Here is a 22,531-nt window from a genome sequence, read left to right on the forward strand (position 1 = left end):
TCATCATTCCGCAACCCAAATCCAATACGCCGCTCCCCACAACAGGCTGGCCGCAAGCAAAAAGAAAAACAAGCGCCAGTTGTTTCGAACAGTCCGATCATCCTCGCTCATGCGCTGTTTACGGTTCGTCAAATACTTTCACTTCCTTCATCACGTCGCCGTTTTTCATCGTCTTCACGACGTCCATGCCCGATGTCACTTGGCCAAAGACGGTGTGCACCCCATCCAAGTGCGGCTGCGGCTCGTGGACGATAAAGAACTGGCAGCTGCCGGTGTCGCGGCCGCGGTGCGCCATTGACATCGCGCCGGTGACATGTCGGTGTGGATTGTTGTCCGTCTCGCACGGGATCGTATAGCCGGCATCGCCCGTTCCGTTGCCGCGTGGACATCCTCCTTGGCTGACAAATCCAGGGATGACGCGGTGGAACGTCAACCCGTTATAAAAGCCTTCGTTTGCGAGCTTCTCAAAATTGGCCACCGTCACCGGCGCCTCGTTTGGGAACAGTTCAAACTCGATTTTCCCGCCGTTTTCCATTAGAATATATCCTTTTTTTGCCACAAGCATCCAGCTCCTTTTCGACATCGAAACTGCTTTTATCATACCATGATTGCCAAGTGAAACAAAAGAAAAAATGTCTTTTCAAATTCGCACGCCGCCTGACCGCGTCGCGTTTTTCCGATAGCCAAGCAGGCGAGCGTACGGTATAATGATAATGCATTTTCGTAAACAGGAGGCGAGCTATGTGAAACGAACGATCGCTTCATCGCTGCTTTGGGCGGTGCTGCTGGCATCTCCGGGCATCGCAGCGGCCGATGCCGCGCCGGGCGATGTCATTGTGACGCTCGGGGAAAACTTAACGAATGAACAAAAGCAAAAAGTGCTCGACGAAATGAAGGCGCCGGACGGGGCGCAAACGATCACCGTTTCAAACGTTGAGGAGCATAAATATTTGGACGGACTCATTCCGAAAGCGCAAATCGGCACGCGCGCCATCTCGTCGTCGATGATCACGATAAAAGAGCCCGGCTCGGGGCTTCATGTCGAAACGCACAACATCACATGGGTGACGAAAGAGATGTATACAAACGCCTTGATCACCGCAGGGGTGAAAGATGCCGATATTTACATCACCGCTCCGTTCCCAGTTTCCGGCACCGCAGCGCTGACGGGGCTGATGAAGGCGTATGAAATTTCCTCGGACCAAGCCATCCCTGATGATGTCAAAAAAGTGGCGAACGAGGAAATGGTGCAGACGGCGAAGCTCGCCGATTCGATCGGCGCGGACAAAGCGGTCGCCCTGCTGGCGAAAATCAAACAAGAAATCGCCAACAACCCACCGCAGACGGACGCTGATTTGCGCGCCCTTATTGAAAAAATCGCCAACGACCTTGGCATTACGCTGAGCGAGAATGAAATCAACAACCTGATTTCCCTTTTCCATAAAATGCAAAACGCCCATATTAATTGGGATCAAGTGAACGATCAGCTGAGCAAGGCGAAAGAACAGCTATCGGCGTTTTTGCAGTCAGAAGAAGGGAAAACGTTCATTCAAACCCTTATCGACATCTTCAAAGAAATTTGGAACGCGATCAAATCAGCATTTTCCTCAAATCAACAATGAAAGAAGGCGCCCCAAAAAAGGCAGCGGGCGCCTTTTCTTTGTGAAGGCCCGTTCTCTTTCCAACCGGCGGCCTTCACTTTTTCACTTTCGTTTTCACAGGCAAATCATATTGGATCAAATCTTCATATGTCTCCCGTTTCACAACGAGCTGGGCGTCGCCGTTTTCAACGAACACAACGGCTGGGCGCGGCAGACGGTTGTAATTGTTCGCCATGGAATAGCCGTAAGCGCCGGTGCAAAAAACGGCCAAATAATCGCCCGGCTTCGCTTCCGGCAGGGCGATGTCCCAAATGAGCATGTCGCCTGACTCGCAACACTTCCCGGCGATCGATACGACTTCCGTCGGCTCGCCGAACACCCGGTTGGCGAGCGCGGCTTCGTATTTCGCTCCGTAAAGCGCCGGACGGATGTTGTCGCTCATGCCGCCGTCAACGGCAATATAGGTGCGGACGTTGGGCACCTCTTTGCGCGAACCGATCGTATAAATCGTCGTTCCGGCATCACCCACGAGCGACCGGCCCGGCTCGATCCAAATTTCCGGCAACGGCAAGCGGCAAGCTTCGGCCTGCCTTTTCACCTCTTCCACGATGCAGTCGACGTACGCTGTCACCGGAATCGGGTCGTCTTCCTCCGTATAGCGGATGCCAAAGCCGCCGCCAAGATTGACAACCGCTGGGACAAATCCGTGCGCCTTGTTCCACTCCGCCAGCTTGGCAAACACTTTTTGCGCCGCGAGCACAAACCCAGCTGTTTCAAAAATTTGCGAGCCGATATGGCAATGAACGCCGAGCAGCTGAAACGCGGCCGATGCCATGACACGGCGAAACGCCTCGTCCGCCTGACCGTTGTTTAAGTCAAAGCCGAACTTTGAATCTTCTTGCCCGGTTAAAATGTAATCGTGCGTATGCGCCTCGACCCCCGGCGTCACGCGGAGCAAAACCGGCACCGTCCGACCGGATGACTCCGCCAGCTCTTCGATCAGCTCGAGTTCGTAAAAGTTGTCGGCAACGATGCAGCCGATGCCGTGTTCAAGCGCCATCGCCAATTCGTCCCGGCTTTTGTTGTTGCCATGAAAATGGATGCGCTCAGGCGGAAAACCGGCCGCAAGCGCCGTATACAGCTCACCGCCTGAGACGACGTCAAGCGACAATCCCTCCTCAGCGGCCAGCTGCACGATGGCGACGGCGGAAAACGCCTTGCTCGCATACGCGACTTGCGCCCGCACGCCGTGGCGCTGGAACGCTTCTTTAAACGCGCGCGCCCGAGCGCGGATCAACGCAACGTCATAAATATAAAGCGGCGTGCCATACGTTTTGGCCAACTCGACCACATCGACGCCGCCGATTTCCAAATGCCCTTGTTCATTCACGCGGCTTGTCCCGTGAAGAAACATCGCAAACCCCTCATTCCTCTATCGAAATCGCATGGCAAAAGCAAAAAAGACAGTTTGCAAAATCGGCAACTGCCTTTACAAAATGGAAAACCGCAAAGCGCCATCGGCTCTGCCTTGAAACGGAAGGCCGCACACCCCGCGCTGGGCCATGCCCATTCCGCCCGTGCAAACGTGCGAAGCACTGAGGCAAGCACCATCAGTGCAAGCAATTAAATATAACTTATCATAATTATAAAAAAGTTGCAATAGCACTAAAACGAAAAAAGCGGCCGCCAATAGGTGGAAACGGCCGCTTCCAAATGGATCGTTCGCGTCATGACGGCTGTTTTTGCCGGTCTTGCGGGTGAACGATGCTCGGGCGCACTCTCGCTCCGGCAACCGAACGGCGGACGACAATTTGCATAAATGCCGCTGGATCGAACGGGATGAACGGCCATAAGTACGGCGTATTAAGCGAGCGGATGCTGGCGAGCCAAAGCAAATAAACGGTCGTGCCAATGACGAGCCCGGGCACTTTAAACAAGGCGACAAGAATGACCAATGCCAATCGAGAAATCTTATTCGCCACGCTCAACTCATAGCTTGGCGTCGCAAAGGAACCGATCGCCGCCACCGAAATGTACAAGATCACTTCCGGCACAAACAGCCCGACATCGATGGCGATTTGTCCGATCAAGACGGCGGCAATCAAACCCATCGCGGTTGATAGCGGCGTCGGGGTATGAATGGCTGCCATCCGCAAAAACTCAATCCCAAAATCAGCGAGCAAAATTTGCACAATGATCGGGATGTTCGTTTGTTTGTTCGGCCCAATAAACGCCCATGATTCGGGCAGCAACGACGGTTCAAGGACGAACAGCACCCACAGCGGCAGCAAAAACAACGACGTCAAAATGCCTAAAAACCGCACCCAGCGCACAAACGTCCCGACCCCTGGCGACTGCCGGTATTCCTCGGCATGCTGGACGTGGTGAAAAAATGTTGTCGGCGTGATGATGACGCTTGGCGATGTATCAACCATAATGAGCACGTGCCCTTCAAGCAGGTGCGTCGCTGCTACATCTGGCCTCTCGGTGTAACGGACGAGCGGGTACGGGTTGTATCCTTGCTTGACTAAAAACTCTTCGACTGTTTTGTCGCCCATCGTCAGTCCATCGACGTTGATTTGCTGCAACTCTTTCTTGACGAGTTCAACAAGCCCCGGGTCAGCGACGTCTTGAATATAGGCGATGCATACGTCCGTTTTTGACCGCTCGCCGACTTGCAAAATTTCAAAGCGCAGCCGCTCGTCGCGGATGCGGCGGCGGGTGAGCGCCGTGTTGACAATGATGTTCTCGACATAGCCGTCGCGGGCGCCGCGCACAACTTTTTCCGTATCCGGCTCTTGCGGCTGCCGACCCGGATAGCTGCGGACGTCGACAGCAAATCCGGTCGATTCGCCTTCAATCAAGACGATGATCAAGCCCGACAGCAGCTTGTCAACCGCTTCGTCGAGGCTCGTCACCGGACTGACTTGCTGATGAACAAGTCGATTTTCGATGATCTGCCACGCTTGGGACGCCTGGCGTTCATCATCGTTGACGCGCACAATTTGTTTTAACAATTCGATAATGTATTGCGTGTCGCATAAACCGTTGCAGTAGTAAATATGTACTTCCCGGTTTAGGACATAGATTTTCCGCACGCCTAAATCAAAGCTTGTCCCGACGCCGATCCGCTGTTGCAAAAACTTCGCGTTGTCAACGAGCCGCTTCGCGATCGGCGCTTTCGGTTTCTTTTCTTTTTCCGGCATGGCCACCACTCCTTTCGAGAATCAACTCGACCGCCTTGCGCGTAATCGGCGCTCCGTATTTCGCATGGTCTCGGTATCCCATTTTGCCGATGTCGCCGATGCCGACGATGAGCGGAATGTTCAGCCGGTCAAGGCAGTAGACGGTATCGCCATTGATCCGCCCGATCTCGAGGTCCCGGAAGCCTTCTTTATCGACCCCATATTCGGTCATCACGCCGTCACGGTCGATGCTCACATGCACTTTTGTCCATTCATGCTGGTGCGTATTGGAGGCAACCGCCAGCGCCCCGAGCACTTGGATTTGCTCATGCGTCGCCACATAGCGAAGCGCCTGCTCTCCGGCCCCCTCCCCGAGGGCGCCGCAATCGTCAAACATGACAAACACTGGATCGTGCGGCGTTTGCAAAATGAGTTCGACCAACTGTTCACCGCTCAGTTTCGTCGGATTGCCTTGCGAGCGGGAAATGCAACGGCCGCCGATCTCGGCGGCAACCCGCTCAATCGCCCGGCAGGCGAACTCGTCCCCATCCGTTACTAAAATGACTCGTCGTTTTTCCATCATCTCTACCCTTTCGGTTTGCAAGTGAGCGCCGCGGCAAAAGAGCCAGCCACGATAAAAGCGAACAAGGCGCCGGCAAATCGGAACACCGCTGCTCCGGTTTCGACAAATCCCTCCGGCCGCGGTTCTGCCATGGCTCCTTTCGCCAACCAATACCCAAATCCGCATAGCGGCATCGTCGCCCCGGCGCCAGCCCAAGCGACGAATGGATCATAGACGCCGCCAAAGCCAAGGAGTACGCCAAAGACGACAAGCGAACCGGCGACGCCAGCCGGCGTCCATTTGCCGCGGTCGATGATGAGCTGAACGATGGCGCACAGCAGCCCGCCGGCGAGAAAGGCACGGACGTATTCCATATCACATTCCCTCCTGATCGTTCCCAAATAAAAGGCGTCCTACGGCGGCAAATCCGGCTCCTGTCCAGCCGCTTCGATGACGACGCCGTGAGCGATCGCTGGGATCGACTGTTTTTGCTGCACCATCGTTTGACTCAAGAGCGCCCCGGTAGCGACGACAAACAGGCGTCGAAACGTTCCGCGGGCGAGCTCTTGAAGCAAATACCCGTACGTGACGACCGCCGAGCAGGCGCAGCCGCTGCCGCCGGCGAACACCTTTTGATCTGGCCGGTAAATCATCAGCCCGCAATCGTTGTAAACGTCGGTCACATCGTAGCCTGATTCAGCAAGCAACTCGCGGACGATGACGCTGCCGACGCGCGACAAGTCGCCGGTGACGATCAAATCGTAATCGCCCGGCGAGACGCCTAAGTCACGGAAATGCTGCTCGATCGTATCGGCCGCCGCCGGGGCCATGGCCGCCCCCATGTCGAGTGGGTTTTTCAGCCCGGCGTCAACGACTTTGCCGATCGTCGCCGCCCGGACGCGCCAACGTCCCGGCGCGCGGCCAACGAGCGCGGCGCCGGCGCCCGTGACGGTGAACGTCGCCGTTTTCGGCTTTTGCACCCCAAGCTCAGTCGGGTAGCGAAACTGCCGTTCGGCCGTCGCGTTATGACTGCTTGTCGCCGCAAGCGCCCGATCAGCCAATCCACCGGCGACAAACGCAGCGGCTGCCGCCAACGTTTGCATCGAGGTCGAACAGGCGCCGAACAAGCATAAAAACGGAATCGGCAGCTCGCGGGCGACATAGTTCGATGTCGCATTTTGGTTTAACAAATCACCGGCCAAAAATAGATCGACTTCTTCGGCAGAGACGCCCGCCTTTTGCAAGCAGCAGTCCACCGCCTCCCGCATCAGCCTCCGCTCGGCCAGCTCCCACGTCGCTTCGCCGCAATATAAGTCGCGATGGCAAACATCAAAATAACTCCCGAGCGGCCCGTCGGCTTCAAGCGGCCCGACTGCGGCAGCGGCCGCTTGGATGTAAACACCATCGTCAAACACCCATGTCTGCTTTCCGACACGTTTCATGGCCAATCCCTCTTTTCGTCACGGCCAAACAAGGCCGAGCACATAGGCGGCAACCAGCCCATAAATGATCGCGGCCCCGCCGGCTTTCAACATCTGCCCGGCCACCCCGGCCGTCCATCCTTCGCTGCGATGCTCGATAGCGGCGCTGGCGATCGCATTGGCCAGCCCTGTAATGAGCATCGTCGCCCCCGCACCGGCAAATTGGCTGAAATCATCATATTTCCCGACGGCCGTCAGCACAATCGCCAATCCCGCCATCACCATAGACGCCCATAGATGGGCCTCGAGCGGCGAAGCGGCAAACGTGCCGCCATACCAATCAGCGAGCCATTGCGCCAACGCACAAAGCGCTCCGCCGGCAAAAAACGCTTTTACCGCATTGGCGGCGTATGGGGGAGAAGGCTGAAACGCCTTCACCTCGCGGACATAATCGGATTTTAATCCCACGTTTCCTCCCCCCCTTTGTCAGCGAAAGTAATCGACAAAATAAAGCCAATGAAACAACGAACCGGCCACTTTGCCAAAGGCGATGGCCATAAGTAAAATGACGATTTTATCATCGACGCCGATCCGCTTCGCTAAAATCGGCCAAACGTTCAACACCTCTGTTAAAGCGGCAGCGAGCATTCCGACAAATACGCCGTGCAATAACCCGATTGGCACCAGCCAATATTTCGACAAATGCCAAACCGAATGGCGCAAACTCATCCAACCGCCAACGATGGCGCCGGCTACAGCCCCCCATTCATAGGCGTGAATGCGTTCTGGCGTTTTCGTCAGCTGCGTCAGGCGCGGGATGACGCCAAGCACGACCAAAAAGGCGACAAATCCGGTTCCGACCGCCAACCCTCCTGCGAAGCCGACGAACACTACCAGCAAAATCTCAAGCGTCGTCAAGGTGCCTCATGCTTTCCTTGTTTTCATGCAAAATGACATACTGGTCAATGGCCTGCTGGTAGTTGAACATTTCGACTTCCAGAGGGCTGGGCTCCTCGTTGATTCGTTTGCGGAACCAATGGTTGAAAAATAAAATCATCCCGATGCCGAGCCCAAGCGAATACGGAATTTGCAAAAGCAGCGGTTTATCGACCGCTTGGCCGGTCATCATTTCGTACAGATGGCGATGCACTCGTTGCATGCTGACGTCCTCGTGAAAGTTCATGATCGCCATCGCCGAACCGACGAACAAAAGAAGCCAAACGAGAACGAAGGAAGCGGTCGAAACCTTCCGTTTTTCATAGACGACTTCAATGATCGTCTGCGATGGGCCGATCATCTGCACATCAAGCGAGGAATCCACGTCAAACACAGCCCTGATCATTTGCATCATATCGATGATGACGATATTTTTATCGCTGGGCTGGATGCGATAGAGCGGAATCGTCTTCAACCGCCGAATGAGCCCGCCATCCGGCGCAGCGATTTGGGCCGCCTGCCCGAGCGTCACCACCGCCCCCGGCTTGACTTGCACGCGATGGCGCGGCTTGATAAATACGGTGTTGGCCATTTGCTTCACACCTTTGTCCCCATTTTGTTTTTCTTTAGTTTGGTTGGCAAAAACACCGATCATGCGGCCTGTCGGCGTTCACCATCGATTTCATAAAAATAGAAAAGAATGGGCAAAGAAAAAAACGCCCATTCTTTTTTAGACTTTTGTTGCTTGCTCCGGAAAAAGCGTTCCAAGATGCGCTTACACACCAAAAGACGGATGCGATTCATGGTTCACCGCCGATGAATTGACATCCGTCCATTTTGGGAACACCTTGTGCGGACAAAATGGACTATCCGTCCATTTTGTTGCTCACTCCGTGCGGACAAAATGGACTATCCGTCCATTTTGTTGCTCACTCCGTGCGGACAAAATGGACTATCCGTCCATTTTGTTGCTCACTCCGTGCGGACAAAATGGACTATCCGTCCATTTTGTCCTTTATGTGCTGCAATATTTTCTTTTCCAGCCGGGATACTTGCACTTGAGAGATGCCGAGCCTCGATGCCACTTCGGACTGGGTTTGGTCTTTGTAATAGCGCAAATAGACGATCAGCCTCTCGCGCTCATCGAGTTCTTCGATCGCTTTTTTTAAGGCGATTTTGTCAAACCATGACGCCTCGTCGGCGTCAGCAATTTGATCAAGCAACGTAATCGGATCGCCGTCGTTTTCGTACACCGTTTCGTGAATCGATGTCGGCGAGCGGACCGCCTCTTGAGCCAGAACGACGTCTTCTGGCGAAATGCCTAAATGGTCGGCGATTTCCGTAACCGTCGGCGCCCGCCCGCGCGTTTTCGACAGCTCATCTTTCGCCTTGCGGATTTTGTTGCCCATCTCTTTCAGCGAACGGCTCACTTTGACGGTGCCGTCGTCGCGAAGAAACCGCTGAATCTCCCCAATGATCATCGGCACGGCGTACGTCGAAAACTTGACGTCATACGACAGGTCAAACTTGTCGACCGACTTTAACAAGCCGATGCAGCCGATTTGAAACAAGTCGTCCGCTTCATAGCCGCGGTTTAAAAAACGTTGAACGACCGACCAGACGAGGCGCATGTTTTTTTCAATAATTTCATCACGCGCTTCTTGATCGCCTTCTTGGCTGCGGCGGATCAGCTCTTTCATCTCCTGATCTTTGATTGGCGACTGATCTTGCTTGACATCGACATCCATAGGCATGTCTCCCTCAGTTACATAACGCTTTGCTTTTCGCAATATGCTTTTTCAAATACACAGTCGTCCCTTTGTTCACTTCCGACTCGACGATGACTTCGTCCATGAAGTTTTCCATAATGGTAAAGCCCATCCCTGACCGCTCGAGCTCGGGCTTTGTCGTAAACAACGGCTGGCGCGCTTCTTCGATGTCAGGAATGCCGACTCCTTCGTCTCTCACCGTCAAATGGACGACACCGTCTTCAATGATGACCGAAATGGAGACGATGCCGTTCGGATCGTTGTTGTAGCCGTGAATGATCGCGTTTGTCACCGCCTCAGAGACAACCGTTTTAATTTCCGTCAGTTCGTCCATCGTCGGGTCAAGCTGGGCGACGAACGCCGCCACGGTCACACGGGCGAACGATTCATTTTCGCTGCGGGCAGAAAATTGGAGGTGCATTTCGTTGCGCATTTACGCCACCCCCAATGCTTGCAAGGCGAATTGCTCATCCGCCTCAACGCGGATGATTTTAAACAGACCCGACATGTCAAACAGCCGTTTGACGGCCGGCGATACGGCGCATACAACCATCTGCCCGCCGACGTTTTTGATTTGTTTATAGCGTCCGAGAATGACGCCGAGGCCAGAGCTGTCCATGAACGTCAATTGTCCTAAATTGAGCACGATGTGGCGGATCGCTCGGTTTTCGAGCACATCCGTCACTTGTTCACGCAATTCTTCGGCTGTATGATGGTCAAGCTCCCCAGACAGGCGAACGATGAGCACGTCTTGCTTCACTTCCAAGTCGATCGCGAGACTCACAGCGTGTTCCCCCTTGTCCATTTCAGGATATGGAGACATTTCGCTGCTGTCCGCCCGAAATCCTGCCGCCCGACAAAACTAGTGGTCGTTCGCCAAAGAGAGCGAAAAGACCACAAAACTTGACATTATCCCGCTTGCACGAAGCGGCCAAACACCCGCTTAAACAAGTCCCAAAAGCTCGCTTCTTCGACCGTTTGCTTGGCGACGATCGGGCTGTGCAAAATTTCTTTTCCATCCTGTTTTAAAATGAGGACGCCAAGCTCATCGCCTTTGCGAACGGGTGCTTTCACATTGTCTTTCACTTTGATCACTTTTTCGATCTGCTCGACCGACTGCCCTTTTTTCGTCAGCACCGACACCGGCTCCGACGTCACCGCTTCGACGGATGACCGTTTGCCTTTGCTGATGTTGACGCGGGCGACAGTTTCATTCCGTTTGTACACCGGGTGAGTTCGATATTGGGAAAACGCGTAATCGAGCATCTTCGTAATTTGCGCATTGCGCGATTTCGGCGTCGGCGCTCCAAACACAACAGCGATGACGCGCATGCCGTTCTTTTTCGCCGTGGCGGTCAAACAATATTTCGCTTCGGCTGTATATCCGGTTTTCAGGCCGTCAACGCCCGGATAAAATTTGACAAGCCGGTTCGTATTGACGAGCCAAAACTTTTTGTCCGTATTTTCGCGCAAATAGTCTTCGTATTTGCTCGTATATTTGGTAATATCTTCATATTTCAACAGTTCGCGCGCCATCATGGCCATATCATAAGCGCTGCTGTAGTGATGTTCCGCCGGCAGGCCGGTCGCATTGGCGAAATGGGTGTTTTTTAAGCCGAGCTGTTTCGCTTTTTCATTCATCATCTCGACAAATGCTTCTTCCGACCCGGCGATCTGCTCAGCCATAGCGACCGACGCGTCGTTGGCCGAACCGATGGCAATGCCGCGCAGCAGCTCATCGACGGTCATTTCCTCGCCCGGCTCGAGGAAAATTTGCGATCCACCCATTGACGCGGCGTATTCGCTCGCCCGCACTTTTTCATCGTAGGACAGCTTTCCTTCATCGATGGCTTCCATGACTAGCAGCATCGTCATAATTTTCGTCATGCTCGCCGGCGGCAATGGTTCATGGGCATTTTTTTCATACAATACTTTGCCGGTGTCGCGTTCAATCAAAATGGCTGATTTCGCCTCATCGGCCAGCTTCACTTTCGCCTCCTTCATCTCTTTCGCCTCGGCGTGGGCAGAAAGAGGAAGAAAAAGAAGAAACGGCAATAAAAGAAGACGAGTGACTTTCGTTTTCATCTCCCAAACCTCCATTCTTTATACATGCCATTTTTTCCAGGCGAGATATTTTTATACAAAAAACAGCTCATTTTCCAAAAAACAAAAAAACGCCCGAAACACGCGTTTCAGGCGTCTTCTACTTGAACAACTGCTTTTTTCCTTGCGGATCGCCAGCGTCCCTCTCTATACGATGGTCTCATAAATGAGCGGCGGCCGAGCAACCGGCTGCGGCGACAGACGAATAGCCGCCTCGATCTTTTCTTTCACGTCAAGCACATCTGGCCGGTTGCTGTGAATCGTGGCGAGCGCTTCCCCTTTCTGCACGCGATCGCCGATTTTTTTATGGAGCACAATGCCGACCGCCAAATCGATCATGTCTTCTTTTTTCGCCCGGCCGGCGCCGAGCCACATGGCGGCCGTGCCGATGTCATCGGCGGCCATCTCGGCGACATAGCCGTCGGCAGCCGCCGTGACGGTCGACGTATAGGCCGCCTTTGGCAATTTATCCAGATCGTCGACGACCGATGCATCTCCACCTTGAGCGGCCAAAAACGTTTTGAACGCCGCGATGGCGGCCCCGCTGCGAATCGCCTCTTCAAGCAAACGGCGCGCCTCATCAAGCGATGGCGCCTTCTCCGCCAAATAGACCATATGGCTGCCGAGCGTCAAACAAAGTTCGGTTAAATCGTGCGGCCCGTTTCCTTTTAACGTTTCGATGGCCTCTTTCACTTCCAAGGCGTTGCCGACGGCATAGCCGAGCGGCTGGCTCATGTCAGAAATGACCGCCATCGTCCGGCGGCCGACGCGCTTGCCAATGTCGACCATCGCTCGAGCGAGCCGGCGCGCCTCGTCAAGTTTCTTCATAAACGCTCCGGCGCCCGTTTTCACATCCAAGACGATGGCATCAGCCCCAGCGGCGATTTTTTTGCTCATGATCGACGAGGCGATGAGCGGAATGCTGTTGACGGTCGCCGTCACATCGCGAAGCGCATATAGCTTTTTGTCAGCCGGTGTCAAATCGCCCGTTTGGCCGATAATGGCGATTCCGTTTTCATTCACGAGTCGAATGAACTCGTCTTTGCTGATCTCGACATGAAACCCGGGCACGGACTCGAGTTTGTCGATCGTGCCGCCCGTATGGCCGAGGCCGCGCCCAGACATTTTCGCCACCGGCACGCCGACAGAAGCGACAAGCGGCCCTAAAACAAGCGTCGTCGTATCGCCGACCCCGCCGGTCGAATGTTTATCGACTTTCACGCCGCGAATACTCGACAAATCGAGCATTTCGCCGGAGTGCACCATCGCCATCGTCAGCGCAGCCGTTTCTTCCTCGGTCATGCCGCGGAAATAAATCGCCATCGCGAGCGCGCTCATTTGGTAATCGGGAATGTCCCCGTTTGTATACCCTCGGACGATCCACTCAATTTCTTCCTTCGTCAGCGCCTTTCCGTCGCGCTTTTTCGCAATCAAATCGACCATTCGCATCGCGATCACCTTTTTCATTTTGATTTCGCCATTTCGGCGACAATCGCTTTCACAAACCGCAAAAAGTCCGTCTTCACCCGCTCGGCCGTTTCAACCACTTCGTCGTGGTGAAGCGGAGCATCCGACATCCCTGCAGCCATATTCGAAATGCACGAAATGCCGAGCACCTCAATGCCGCCGTGGCGGGCGACGATCACTTCCGGGACGGTCGACATGCCGACCGCATCGCCGCCGAGCGTACGAATCATGCGGATTTCCGCCGGCGTTTCGTACGACGGCCCCGTATTGGCGACATATACTCCTTCATGCACGCGAACGCCAAGTCTCGCCGCCGTTTCCTTGGCGAGCTCGCGCAGCCGCCGGCTGTACGCTTCCGTCATGTCCGGAAAGCGCGGACCAAGCTCCGGATCGTTCGGACCAATGAGCGGATTTGTGCCCAGCAAGTTGATATGGTCGGAAATGATCATGAAATCGCCGGGCTGAAACCGTTCGTTGATGCCGCCCGCAGCGTTTGTCACGATCAATTCGCGGACGCCAAGCGCCTTCATCACCCGGACGGGAAACGTCACTTCCTGAAGCGAATACCCTTCATAATAATGAAACCGCCCTTGCATGGCGACAACGGTCGCCCCCTCAAGCCGCCCATATACGAGCCGTCCAGCGTGTCCTTCAACGGTCGACACTGGAAATCCGGGAATATCTTCATACGGAATGCGAACCGCCTCTTCGATTTCATCAGCGAGCACGCCGAGCCCCGAGCCGAGAATGAGACCGATTTCAGGCGGAGTTGGCATCAATGGGCGCAAATGACCGGCGGTTTTTTCAATCGCTTGTCGATCCATTCTTTTCCCCCTCATCGTTCTTTATGAAGTTAGGCCAAATCAGCCAAAAAGCTTGTTCCGTACGGCGGCCGGTTGACTTGGAAGTTATCCGCAATCGTTGCGCCGACATCGGCAAACGTCTCGCGGACTGGGAGCGGCTTGCCGCCGCGAAATCGCGGGCTGTACACAAGAAGCGGCACATATTCGCGCGTATGGTCGGTTCCGTGGTGAATCGGGTCGTTGCCGTGGTCAGCGGTGATGATAAGCAAGTCGTCCGCTGTCAAGCGCGGCAACACATCGGCAAGCCGGGCGTCAAACTCTTCGAGCGCATCGCCGTAACCTTTTGGGTCGCGGCGATGGCCGTATTTAGCGTCAAAATCGACGAGATTGACGAAACTCAACCCGGTAAAGTCCATGCCGAGCGTGTCGACGAGCTTATCCATTCCGTCCATATTGGATGTCGTTCGCAACGACTGGGTAACTCCTTCATTGTCGTAAATATCGGCGATCTTCCCGATGGCAATCACTTCATAACCGGCGTCTTTCAATTCATTCATCACCGTTTTGCCAAACGGCTTAAGCGCATAGTCGTGCCGGTTGGCGGTTCGCTCAAAATGGCCGGGTGTGCCGATGAACGGTCGGGCAATGACGCGCCCGACCATATACGGCTCGTCGCGCGTCAATTCACGAGCGATTTCGCAAATGCGGTACAATTCATCAAGCGGCACAACTTGTTCATGGGCGGCGATTTGCAAGACGGAGTCGGCTGATGTATAGACGATGATCGCCCCTGTTTTCATATGCTCTTCGCCAAGCTCTTCGATGATCGCTGTTCCGCTCGCCGGTTTGTTGCCGATCACGTTCCGGCCGGTGCGCCGCTCGAGCTCAGCGATCAATTCATCTGGGAACCCGTTCGGAAAGACGCGGAACGGCTTGTCGATGCGAAGGCCCATCAGCTCCCAATGGCCTGTCATCGTATCTTTTCCAGCCGATGCTTCCTTCATTTTTGTATAGTACGCGAGCGGTCGATCGACTTTCGGCACCCCTTTGATCTCACGAATATGGCTTAGGCCGAGCTTCGCCATGTTCGGCATATAGAGGCCGCCGCGATACTCAGCGATATGGCCGAGCGTATCCGCTCCTTTGTCGTTGTATTTCTCGGCATCCGGCGCTTCGCCGATGCCGACTGAATCCATCACAATCAAAAAGACGCGCCGGTATGTCGCTTTCACATTCATTCCCCCTGCCTGCAATGAAAAATGGAGTCTCTTTCTATCGTTCCCCGTATTTTCGCGAAAACACGCCTATGGCCAATTGGTCAGAAGTCTGACAACTAAAACGACAGGCAAGCGCCTAGCATACGGCAGCTGCTAGGCGCGCGGGTGGTACTGTTTGTACACGTCTTTTAGGCGCGTTTTCGTAACATGCGTATACATTTGCGTCGTCGAAATGTCGGCATGCCCAAGCAACTCTTGCACAGCGCGCAAATCGGCTCCGTTCTCAAGCAGATGCGTCGCAAACGAATGCCGAAGCGTATGCGGCGTCAATTCTTTTTCGATGCCGGCTTCTTTCGCGAGCCGCTTTAAAATTTTCCAAAACCCTTGCCGTGTCAACCGCTGGCCATAATGGTTCAAAAACAGCGCCTCCGTTGCCCGCCGTCGCGGATTGACAAGCTGCGGGCGCCCTCGCTCCAAATAGTGGGCAAGCGCTTCAATCGCCATGCGCCCGATCGGCACGATCCGCTCTTTCCGCCCTTTTCCATAGCAGCGGACAAACCCCATCGTCAAATGCACGTCAGCCAAATTCAGCTGCACGAGTTCGCTGACGCGCATGCCGGTCGCATACAACAGCTCCAGCATCGCCTTGTCGCGCAGCCCAAACGGTGTGCTCACTTGCGGCGCTGCAAGCAGCGCCTCGACTTCCTCGACCGACAGCACTTTCGGCAGCGTCCGTTCAAACTGCGGCGTTTCGATATGGACGGTCGGGTCTTGCGCCGCGATTTTCTCCCTTAGCAAAAACTGATGAAACGAACGGATCGACGCCAAATGGCGGGCGATCGTCCGCGCCGATTGCCCTTGTTCGCTTAAAAACTTTAAAAAATGGAGAATATGGAGGCGCTCCACTTCGCCCCACGCCTGAAGCTGCTCGACTTGGCGCAAATAGCGGACGTATTTTTTCAAATCGCGTTCATACGAAACGATCGTATTGTGCGCCAAATTCCGCTCCACCGTCAAATAATGCAGAAAATCTTTCAACTCGTATTCCAACGCTCTCTACTCCCCATCGCGATAAAAAAATAACAGCCGGTCGAGCCAACTTGGCGGCGCACTCTCCGCCGCCGATACTTTGACCGCCGATCCCTTCGGCTCATCGTATCGGTGGTAATACTCGTACTCGCGGTTAAACCATACAAGACTATAATAAAATAAAATGGTGCATCCCGTAAATAAAAGAAACACTTTCACCATTTGCCAAACGGTTTTCATGGCATCCTCCCTATCAGCTGCTTGTCAGCTTGCTAGTATGAGGATATGCCATTTGTTTCGTTGTTTATACGCAAAAAACCTTTCCCGTTGGAAAAGGTTTTTATTTTTCTTCATGCTTTTGCTGGCAACGGTGACAAATGCCGTGGAACGTCAAACGATGGTCTTTAATTTTAAATTTCCACTTCTCCTCAACAATCGCTTCGACATCCTCAAGCAAATCTTCTTGAATTTCCGCCACCGATCCGCATTCCAAGCAGATGAGGTGGTGATGGAAATGGGCCGCTCCTTCCTTGCGGAGGTCATAGCGCGACACCCCGTCCCCGAAATTGATTTTATCGACAATTTTCAGCTCGGTTAACAGCTCGAGCGTCCGGTAAACGGTCGCCAACCCGATTTCTGGGGATTTTTCTTTCACGAGGAGGTAGACGTCTTCCGCGCTTAAATGGTCTTCTTCATGTTCAAGCAGGACTCTTACCGTTGCTTCCCGCTGCGGCGTTAACTTGTAACCCGCCGAATGCAGCTGCTTCTTGATTCGTTCCACACGATCTTCCATCTTTTCATTCCTCCCTCGCCATTCACCCATCATTATAACAAATGCACGAGGGAAGTATCAAAGTAAAATCACTATTATGAAGAAATGATAATGGTTATTATATAATATTCATTATGATTAAACTCATTGTCCATTGAACCGCCTGTTTCATCAATGCCGGCGAAAGATATGCCTCGACCGCTGAGGAAAGAAGCAGCCCAAGGGCGACAGCCGCCATCGCCGCTGCGTAGCGCATCACCATCGGAAACATCGATCCATGCGGCCGCTTCATAAACTGGTTGCGCACCATGTGCAAGGAAAACGAAATCGAAATGACGCCCATGACGATCATGAGTGGAATGGCCACCAAATTTTGCGGCATGATGGACACAAACGACAAAAGAAACCCGCGCCAACCCATTTGGTTGACTAAAAAGCCAACCGTAAAGCCGACGACGACGCCTTTGAAAAACAGCAAAACAAGAATGATCGGCAAGCCAATGACAGAAATGCCAAGCACCCACATCAGCGCGGTATATTTGACGTTGTGCATATAGCTTTGCCGGAACATATCATGGGCGCTTGCGATATTGTCTTTTGACACTTGTCCAAAAAATTGCGTCAAGTAATAGTACAAGTCTTGCTTTTGACTGAAACCGAGGCTGTTGACGACAATGGCGCCGAAAATGACGCCCATGAGAAACAGGACGATGACAAACACATACAGCGAAGCATGTTCACGCCAATGGAAAGCGATAGCCGATTTCAGCGGATGGGTTCTCATTGTGCTTCGTCCTCCTACTTTGTCTCTTAGTAGATTGTATGTCCATCCGCTTTCGGTATGACTGTTTTTCTAAAAGGCTGGTGATGTAATGAAAAAGCAGCTCAACACCGACGTGTGACCAACTCCACGGGCGGCACGCCGCCTCGGTCCATTGGCGCATGGCTGGGCTGGGCCAAGCAGCACGCACGGCATGATGATGAACGGCAGGAGCGCTGCCCGAGTGGTTACCCCTCCCGCACTTTCCCGTATCTCCCACCGCCCCCGGCCTCGATATGGAGCGCACCGCTGCGGGCAAGGACGATCAGTTGGGCCAACTTTTCTCCCACCGTCTCCGCGATCTCTTCCTCCGCCGCCTCATGAAGAACGCTCATTTCCGTGCCAAAACGGGCGAGCAGCTTTTCATACGCTTTTGGACCAAGGCCGGGGATGAATTCAAGCGGCACTTGATAAATGTACGGCGGCCGTTTCGGCCCGCGTTCCGCCGTTTTCAGCTCCGCAAGCCGGTCAAACACGCCTTTCACGAAGCGATGATGGCCGCATGCCGCACAGCTGTCGACGTCCGGTGCAGCCGGCGCAAGACAGCGCTCGCACACTGTCTGGTGATATTTTCCGAGTTTGGGATTTAAACCGTAGTTGGCGACAATCGCGCGCCCGTCTTCACCGCGCAGCGCTTTTTCAAATTCGGCAAACGTCGGGGCGGCGAGCCGCACTTCTTCATATTCGCGGGCGATTTTCCGCAGCGAATGGGCATCGGAATTCGTCAAGTACGGGTAGCGATGCAATTCGGCGATCTGATCCGCCATCGCCGTGTCGGCGCTTAACCCAAGTTCAATGGCATCAATCCAATCCGGGTCAAACACTTCTGTCAGGCTGTGCTTGACCCCTTTTCCGTACAAGCTTTTAAACGGGGTGAACGCGTGCGCAGGAATGAACCAGCCGCCCTGCTCTTTCGCGGCAGCTTGCAGCTCACGGCTGGACACGTAAATGCGCTGTGAACTGAGCGACACGTTCTTTACCCGTTTGCCAAGCCAGCCGGAAAACGTGCGCATCGTCTGCACAGTCGGCAAAAAAACGAGCACGTGGATCGGTCCATGGCAATGGTCGTCATATACTTCGATTTCACTGCCTAACAAAAGCGTCACCTTCCCGGCGCTGACGCCGCCCCCCTCATGTTCGCGCCAACCGTGCTTCTCCATTGCCCGCTCGAGCTCGTTCAGCACTTCGGGCACATGGCTGTCAATGACACCGACGAGGTCGATCCCTTTCACCTCAGCCGCCTCATGCAAGATGTTCTCAAGCGTCAACGTCCGCGCCCCAGTAATTTTCACCGGGCGGCCCGAGGCGGTGCGGCCGATGTGAATATGTAAATCAGCGTAATAACGGCCGAGGCCGCGCTCGTTTTTTTTATTCGGCATTTTGCTCCCCTAGCGCGCGGCGCAGCTGCAAATATTGCAAGGCGTATGCCGTTTTCGCGTCGTAAATGTCACGTTGTTGAAGCATCTCAAGCGCCTCCTCCAATGTAACTTCCAACAGCTCGACAAACTCATCTTCATCCAAACCGGCGCCGTCCTCCGCTTTTTCCAGCCCCTCGGCGACATACAAATGGATGAGTTCATCGGCAAACCCCGGGGATGTATAAAAGGAAATGAGATGGCGCATCGATTGGGCGCGGTAGCCGGTTTCTTCTTCGAGCTCGCGATGTGCGGAAGCGAGCGGCTCTTCCCCATGTTCTAGCTTGCCCGCCGGAATCTCGACTAATGCGCGCTCCAGCGCTTTTCGGTACTGGCGGACAAGAACGATTTTCCCGTCCGGCAACAGCGGCAGCACCGCCACCGCGCCCGGGTGCTTGACCACCTCACGCCGGCTTTTCTGCCCGTTTGGCAACTCAACTTCCTCCACATACAACTCAATAATGCGGCCGCTGAACAGCTTCTCTCTGCGGATTGTTTTTTCATACAGCTCCATGTTCATTCTCCCCTATCAAATTGGATCGATTCTTTTCCATTGTACTACATGTTTGGCCATTTTTTCGCTTCCGTTGTACAATGAACATATCATCATCGATCGCGAAAGGGGGCGCAAAAAATGAACAAACGCCGCATCGGCACATCAGACTTATACGTCAGCGAAATTGGACTCGGCTGCATGTCGCTCGGCACTGATGAAAACCATGCCATCTATCTCATCCATGAAGCATTGGAGCGCGGCATCAACTACTTGGATACAGCCGATTTATACGACCGCGGCTTAAACGAGGAATTCGTCGGCAAAGCGGTGAAAGGAAAACGCGACCAAGTCATCATCGCGACAAAAGTCGGCAACCGTTGGCGCCGAGACGGAAGCGGCTGGGACTGGGATCCGTCAAAAGCCTATATCAAACAAGCGGTCAAAGAGAGCCTGCGCCGCCTGCAAACGGACTACATTGACTTATACCAGCTCCACGGCGGCACGATCGACGACCCGATCGATGAGACGATTGAAGCGTTCGAAGAGCTGAAGCAAGAAGGCGTCATCCGTTGGTACGGCATCTCCTCGATCCGCCCAAACGTCATTCGCGAATATGTGAAGCGCTCGAACATCGTCAGCGTCATGATGCAATACAGCTTGCTTGACCGCCGGCCGGAAGAATGGTTCCCGCTTCTTCGCGAACATCACATCAGCGTGATCGCCCGCGGTCCGGTCGCTAGAGGCTTGCTCACCAGCCGCCCGCTTGAACAAGCGAGCAGCGCGGCGAAAGAACAAGGCTACCTCGATTATTCATACGAGGAACTGCAGGCGCTCATCCCGAAGCTGAAGGAAAAAAGCGAAAAACACCGCTCATTGACCGCGACCGCGCTGCAATTTTGCCTGTATGACCCGGTCGTTGCCGCTGTCATCCCGGGCGCCAGCCAACTTCGGCAGCTTGAGGAAAACATCGCCGCCGCTTCCGCCCCGCCGCTTGGCCGCGACGAATACGAATGGCTGAAACAAGCGACAAAGCGCTCGGTGTATGAAGCGCACCGATAATCGCAGGAAGCGCCATCGTGCTTCATTCTGACGCCTATTGCCGGCGAAGCCAGCAACAACCGCAGGCCGCCGCAACCTCTATTTCCCTGCCTATGTGCGTCACTGAACTTGCCGGCGGCCATAGCGCTGACAAGAGACAAAACGAAAAAACAAACCAAAAGAGCCCGACGGCTGCCAATGTCCGTTACGGGCTCTTTTTTCCAAATGGACCGGCCGCTCCCACAAAAGCCGATCCATCCTCTTCCACATACTGATTCCTCGCCGCCCCCAACCCGAACGCCATCATGGCCGCACAGACGGCCAACAACATGCCAAGCGGGGCGGTAAACCGTCCGGCCGCATCATACAATGCGCCAAACAACGGCGGACCGGCCGCGGCAAGCAAGTAGCCGACCGATTGCGCCATGGCGGACAATTGGGCGGCGGCCAGCGGACGGCGCGTGCGCAACGTAAACAGCATCATCGCCAGCGAAAACGCCATGCCGGCGCCGATGCCGCTGAAAAGCGCCCCAATCCAAAGCAGCCAGCCTTGGCCAGCCAAAAAGGCGATCGTTCCAAACGTCATGAGCAACACCGCCGAGCCGATCAACACTTTTTGATTGTCCATCCGCTCCGCGAGCATCGGAGAGACGAACATCATCGGCAACTGGGCAAACTGGAAGAAAAAGAGCAGCCAGCCGGCTGTATCGGCCGCCAATCCCTTGCTTTGCCCAAGCTCCGGCAGCCACGTGACGACGCAGTAAAAGAAAAACGACTGCAATCCCATAAAGAGCGTCACTTGCCAAGCGAGCCATGACCGCCAAAGCGCCGAGCGGCGGCTTCCTGCCGGCGCGCCGTCCGACTCCCGGCGGCGTGCTTGCGTCAGCCAAACGACAAGCGCCAAAGCCGCAAACAATGCCCAAAAGCGAAACGACCCTTGCCAGCCAAGCCCCCAACCATCAGCAAGCGGCACAGCGATCCCAGAAGCGAACGCCGCACTCATGTTCATCGTCACCGTATAAATCCCCATCATCAAACCGACCCGTTCGGGAAACGACTCTTTCACAAGCACCGGCATCAAGACGTTGTCAACAGCAATGGCCGCGCCGATCAACACCGTGCCGGCAAACAGCCAGCCGATGCTGGAGAGCGGACGAAGAAGCTCGCCAACGAGCAAAACGATAAGCGAAAAAAAGAGCGTCCGCTCCATTCCGAACCGTCGGGCAAACGCGGCCGCCACAGGAGCCAAGAAGGCAAACGCCAAAAGCGGAATCGTCGTCAGCGCCCCAGCGGCTGCGTGGGAAAGGCCAAGCTCCCGCTGAAGTTCAGGAACGAGCGGCCCGACCGTCGTGAGCGGCGCGCGCAAGTTGGCGGCCAGCGCGACGACCGCTCCGGCCGTCCAAAATGGAAAAGAAGAGGCGCGCGACGCTGCTGCATTCGGTTTCATCGTCCGTCCCCCTTGCTACTTAAACTTCCGCCAGTCCAGCTCGCTTTCCTCAAGCAGCTCGGCAAACGATTTCTGTTCCTCACGGCGGCGCGCTTCCTCACGGCGCCGCGCCTCTTCCGCCGCCCGTCTTCGCGCTTCTTCCTCGGCGAGCGCGCGTTTTTTCGCAAGCAGCTTCGCCTCCGCCGCGGCGCCAAGCCGGTCGGCGATCGTCAAGGCCTCTTGTTCTTTTTTTCGCCTGATCTGTTTTTTCATCAATGTCCGCCCCCTTGCATAACAATCGTTCGTTTGTCAAACGATACAACTACACGACAAAGTAAAGGAGAGATGATGGATGACGAAAAACCGCGCCCAAAAAGGGAAACCGTCGGCCGACACGGTGAAGCCGACAATCGCCAAAGAAGAACTGGAAAAAGCAATCCATCCGACAAAACGGCAAAACAGTCCTCAATA

At 54.6% G+C, this 22,531-nt stretch carries 27 protein-coding genes; 2 read left to right on the forward strand and 25 right to left on the reverse strand.

The window, feature by feature from the left end; all coding sequences use genetic code 11:
• Positions 1 to 3: 3 nt before the first annotated feature.
• Positions 4 to 132, reverse strand: a complete 129-nt coding sequence (locus GYMC52_RS20195; protein WP_014196248.1) for a hypothetical protein — start codon at positions 130 to 132, stop codon at positions 4 to 6.
• Positions 119 to 559 (reverse strand): peptidylprolyl isomerase, encoded by a 441-nt coding sequence (locus tag GYMC52_RS11540; RefSeq protein ID WP_012820689.1) that lies wholly within the window; start codon positions 557 to 559, stop codon positions 119 to 121. Before GYMC52_RS11540 ends, GYMC52_RS20195 begins: the two co-directional genes overlap by 14 nt.
• Before the next feature lie 184 nt (positions 560 to 743).
• On the opposite strand from GYMC52_RS11540, the gene GYMC52_RS11545 reads away from it, so the two are divergent.
• Positions 744 to 1,622 carry a DUF1002 domain-containing protein gene (locus tag GYMC52_RS11545; protein ID WP_012820688.1) on the forward strand — a complete coding sequence of 293 codons (879 nt, stop codon included), beginning with the start codon at positions 744 to 746 and terminating at the stop codon, positions 1,620 to 1,622.
• Between the two features lie 73 nt (positions 1,623 to 1,695).
• Here GYMC52_RS11545 and lysA read toward each other — a convergent pair whose 3' ends face one another.
• From lysA to GYMC52_RS11650, 21 genes are all read right to left on the reverse strand, one after another.
• On the reverse strand, positions 1,696 to 3,015 hold the full coding sequence (gene lysA, locus GYMC52_RS11550; protein ID WP_012820687.1) for a diaminopimelate decarboxylase: 1,320 nt from the start codon (positions 3,013 to 3,015) through the stop codon (positions 1,696 to 1,698).
• A gap of 313 nt (positions 3,016 to 3,328) precedes the next feature.
• Positions 3,329 to 4,807, reverse strand: a complete 1,479-nt coding sequence (locus GYMC52_RS11555; RefSeq protein ID WP_012820686.1) for a spore germination protein — start codon at positions 4,805 to 4,807, stop codon at positions 3,329 to 3,331.
• A complete protein-coding gene (locus GYMC52_RS11560; protein ID WP_041468729.1) occupies positions 4,755 to 5,366 on the reverse strand; it encodes a stage V sporulation protein AE in 612 nt (203 codons plus the stop codon). Before GYMC52_RS11560 ends, GYMC52_RS11555 begins: the two co-directional genes overlap by 53 nt.
• A gap of 5 nt (positions 5,367 to 5,371) precedes the next feature.
• Positions 5,372 to 5,722: a SpoVA/SpoVAEb family sporulation membrane protein gene (locus GYMC52_RS11565; RefSeq protein WP_012820684.1), complete on the reverse strand. Its 351-nt coding sequence runs from the start codon at positions 5,720 to 5,722 to the stop codon at positions 5,372 to 5,374.
• Positions 5,723 to 5,761: 39 nt separating this feature from the next.
• Positions 5,762 to 6,790 (reverse strand): stage V sporulation protein AD, encoded by a 1,029-nt coding sequence (spoVAD, locus tag GYMC52_RS11570; protein WP_011231786.1) that lies wholly within the window; start codon positions 6,788 to 6,790, stop codon positions 5,762 to 5,764.
• A gap of 18 nt (positions 6,791 to 6,808) precedes the next feature.
• Complete coding sequence (locus GYMC52_RS11575; protein WP_012820683.1) at positions 6,809 to 7,237, reverse strand: SpoVA/SpoVAEb family sporulation membrane protein; 429 nt, start codon at positions 7,235 to 7,237, stop codon at positions 6,809 to 6,811.
• An 18-nt stretch (positions 7,238 to 7,255) separates the two neighbouring features.
• Complete coding sequence (locus tag GYMC52_RS11580) at positions 7,256 to 7,687, reverse strand: stage V sporulation protein AB (RefSeq protein WP_012820682.1); 432 nt, start codon at positions 7,685 to 7,687, stop codon at positions 7,256 to 7,258.
• Positions 7,674 to 8,297: a stage V sporulation protein AA gene (locus GYMC52_RS11585; protein ID WP_012820681.1), complete on the reverse strand. Its 624-nt coding sequence runs from the start codon at positions 8,295 to 8,297 to the stop codon at positions 7,674 to 7,676. Before GYMC52_RS11585 ends, GYMC52_RS11580 begins: the two co-directional genes overlap by 14 nt.
• Positions 8,298 to 8,700: 403 nt before the next feature.
• Positions 8,701 to 9,453, reverse strand: coding sequence for an RNA polymerase sporulation sigma factor SigF (gene sigF / locus GYMC52_RS11590; protein WP_011231790.1), 753 nt, complete (start codon positions 9,451 to 9,453; stop codon positions 8,701 to 8,703).
• A gap of 13 nt (positions 9,454 to 9,466) precedes the next feature.
• On the reverse strand, positions 9,467 to 9,907 hold the full coding sequence (gene spoIIAB, locus GYMC52_RS11595; protein ID WP_011231791.1) for an anti-sigma F factor: 441 nt from the start codon (positions 9,905 to 9,907) through the stop codon (positions 9,467 to 9,469).
• A complete protein-coding gene (spoIIAA, locus tag GYMC52_RS11600) occupies positions 9,908 to 10,258 on the reverse strand; it encodes an anti-sigma F factor antagonist (protein ID WP_011231792.1) in 351 nt (116 codons plus the stop codon).
• A gap of 125 nt (positions 10,259 to 10,383) precedes the next feature.
• Positions 10,384 to 11,559, reverse strand: a complete 1,176-nt coding sequence (locus tag GYMC52_RS11605; protein WP_011231793.1) for a D-alanyl-D-alanine carboxypeptidase family protein — start codon at positions 11,557 to 11,559, stop codon at positions 10,384 to 10,386.
• A 165-nt stretch (positions 11,560 to 11,724) separates the two neighbouring features.
• Positions 11,725 to 13,026: a pyrimidine-nucleoside phosphorylase gene (locus tag GYMC52_RS11610; protein ID WP_013524146.1), complete on the reverse strand. Its 1,302-nt coding sequence runs from the start codon at positions 13,024 to 13,026 to the stop codon at positions 11,725 to 11,727.
• Positions 13,027 to 13,040: 14 nt separating this feature from the next.
• On the reverse strand, positions 13,041 to 13,868 hold the full coding sequence (locus tag GYMC52_RS11615) for a purine-nucleoside phosphorylase (RefSeq protein ID WP_012820678.1): 828 nt from the start codon (positions 13,866 to 13,868) through the stop codon (positions 13,041 to 13,043).
• A 29-nt stretch (positions 13,869 to 13,897) separates the two neighbouring features.
• Entirely contained in the window at positions 13,898 to 15,085 is a 1,188-nt protein-coding gene (deoB, locus tag GYMC52_RS11620) for a phosphopentomutase (protein WP_033005752.1), read from the reverse strand.
• Between the two features lie 132 nt (positions 15,086 to 15,217).
• Positions 15,218 to 16,114 carry a site-specific tyrosine recombinase XerD gene (gene xerD / locus GYMC52_RS11625; RefSeq protein ID WP_012820676.1) on the reverse strand — a complete coding sequence of 299 codons (897 nt, stop codon included), beginning with the start codon at positions 16,112 to 16,114 and terminating at the stop codon, positions 15,218 to 15,220.
• A 6-nt stretch (positions 16,115 to 16,120) separates the two neighbouring features.
• Entirely contained in the window at positions 16,121 to 16,333 is a 213-nt protein-coding gene (locus GYMC52_RS11630; RefSeq protein ID WP_011231798.1) for a YqzK family protein, read from the reverse strand.
• A gap of 100 nt (positions 16,334 to 16,433) precedes the next feature.
• Positions 16,434 to 16,886: a Fur family transcriptional regulator gene (locus tag GYMC52_RS11635; protein ID WP_011231799.1), complete on the reverse strand. Its 453-nt coding sequence runs from the start codon at positions 16,884 to 16,886 to the stop codon at positions 16,434 to 16,436.
• A 97-nt stretch (positions 16,887 to 16,983) separates the two neighbouring features.
• Positions 16,984 to 17,649: a stage II sporulation protein M gene (gene spoIIM / locus GYMC52_RS11640; RefSeq protein ID WP_012820675.1), complete on the reverse strand. Its 666-nt coding sequence runs from the start codon at positions 17,647 to 17,649 to the stop codon at positions 16,984 to 16,986.
• Positions 17,650 to 17,873: 224 nt separating this feature from the next.
• Positions 17,874 to 19,064, reverse strand: coding sequence for a TIGR00375 family protein (locus GYMC52_RS11645; protein WP_012820674.1), 1,191 nt, complete (start codon positions 19,062 to 19,064; stop codon positions 17,874 to 17,876).
• Positions 19,054 to 19,614, reverse strand: coding sequence for an NUDIX domain-containing protein (locus tag GYMC52_RS11650; RefSeq protein ID WP_012820673.1), 561 nt, complete (start codon positions 19,612 to 19,614; stop codon positions 19,054 to 19,056). Before GYMC52_RS11650 ends, GYMC52_RS11645 begins: the two co-directional genes overlap by 11 nt.
• A gap of 120 nt (positions 19,615 to 19,734) precedes the next feature.
• Here GYMC52_RS11650 and GYMC52_RS11655 point away from each other — a divergent pair, with 120 nt between their 5' ends.
• Positions 19,735 to 20,655 (forward strand): aldo/keto reductase, encoded by a 921-nt coding sequence (locus GYMC52_RS11655; RefSeq protein WP_012820672.1) that lies wholly within the window; start codon positions 19,735 to 19,737, stop codon positions 20,653 to 20,655.
• Positions 20,656 to 20,839: 184 nt separating this feature from the next.
• On the opposite strand, the gene GYMC52_RS11660 is transcribed toward GYMC52_RS11655, so the two are convergent.
• Both GYMC52_RS11660 and GYMC52_RS11665 read right to left on the reverse strand, forming a co-directional pair.
• Complete coding sequence (locus tag GYMC52_RS11660) at positions 20,840 to 22,081, reverse strand: CynX/NimT family MFS transporter (protein WP_012820671.1); 1,242 nt, start codon at positions 22,079 to 22,081, stop codon at positions 20,840 to 20,842.
• Positions 22,082 to 22,096: 15 nt separating this feature from the next.
• Positions 22,097 to 22,333: a DUF3886 domain-containing protein gene (locus tag GYMC52_RS11665; protein ID WP_012820670.1), complete on the reverse strand. Its 237-nt coding sequence runs from the start codon at positions 22,331 to 22,333 to the stop codon at positions 22,097 to 22,099.
• Between the last annotated feature and the right edge of the window lie 198 nt (positions 22,334 to 22,531).

Source organism: Geobacillus sp. Y412MC52 (assembly GCF_000174795.2).
Lineage (GTDB): Bacteria > Bacillota > Bacilli > Bacillales > Anoxybacillaceae > Geobacillus > Geobacillus thermoleovorans.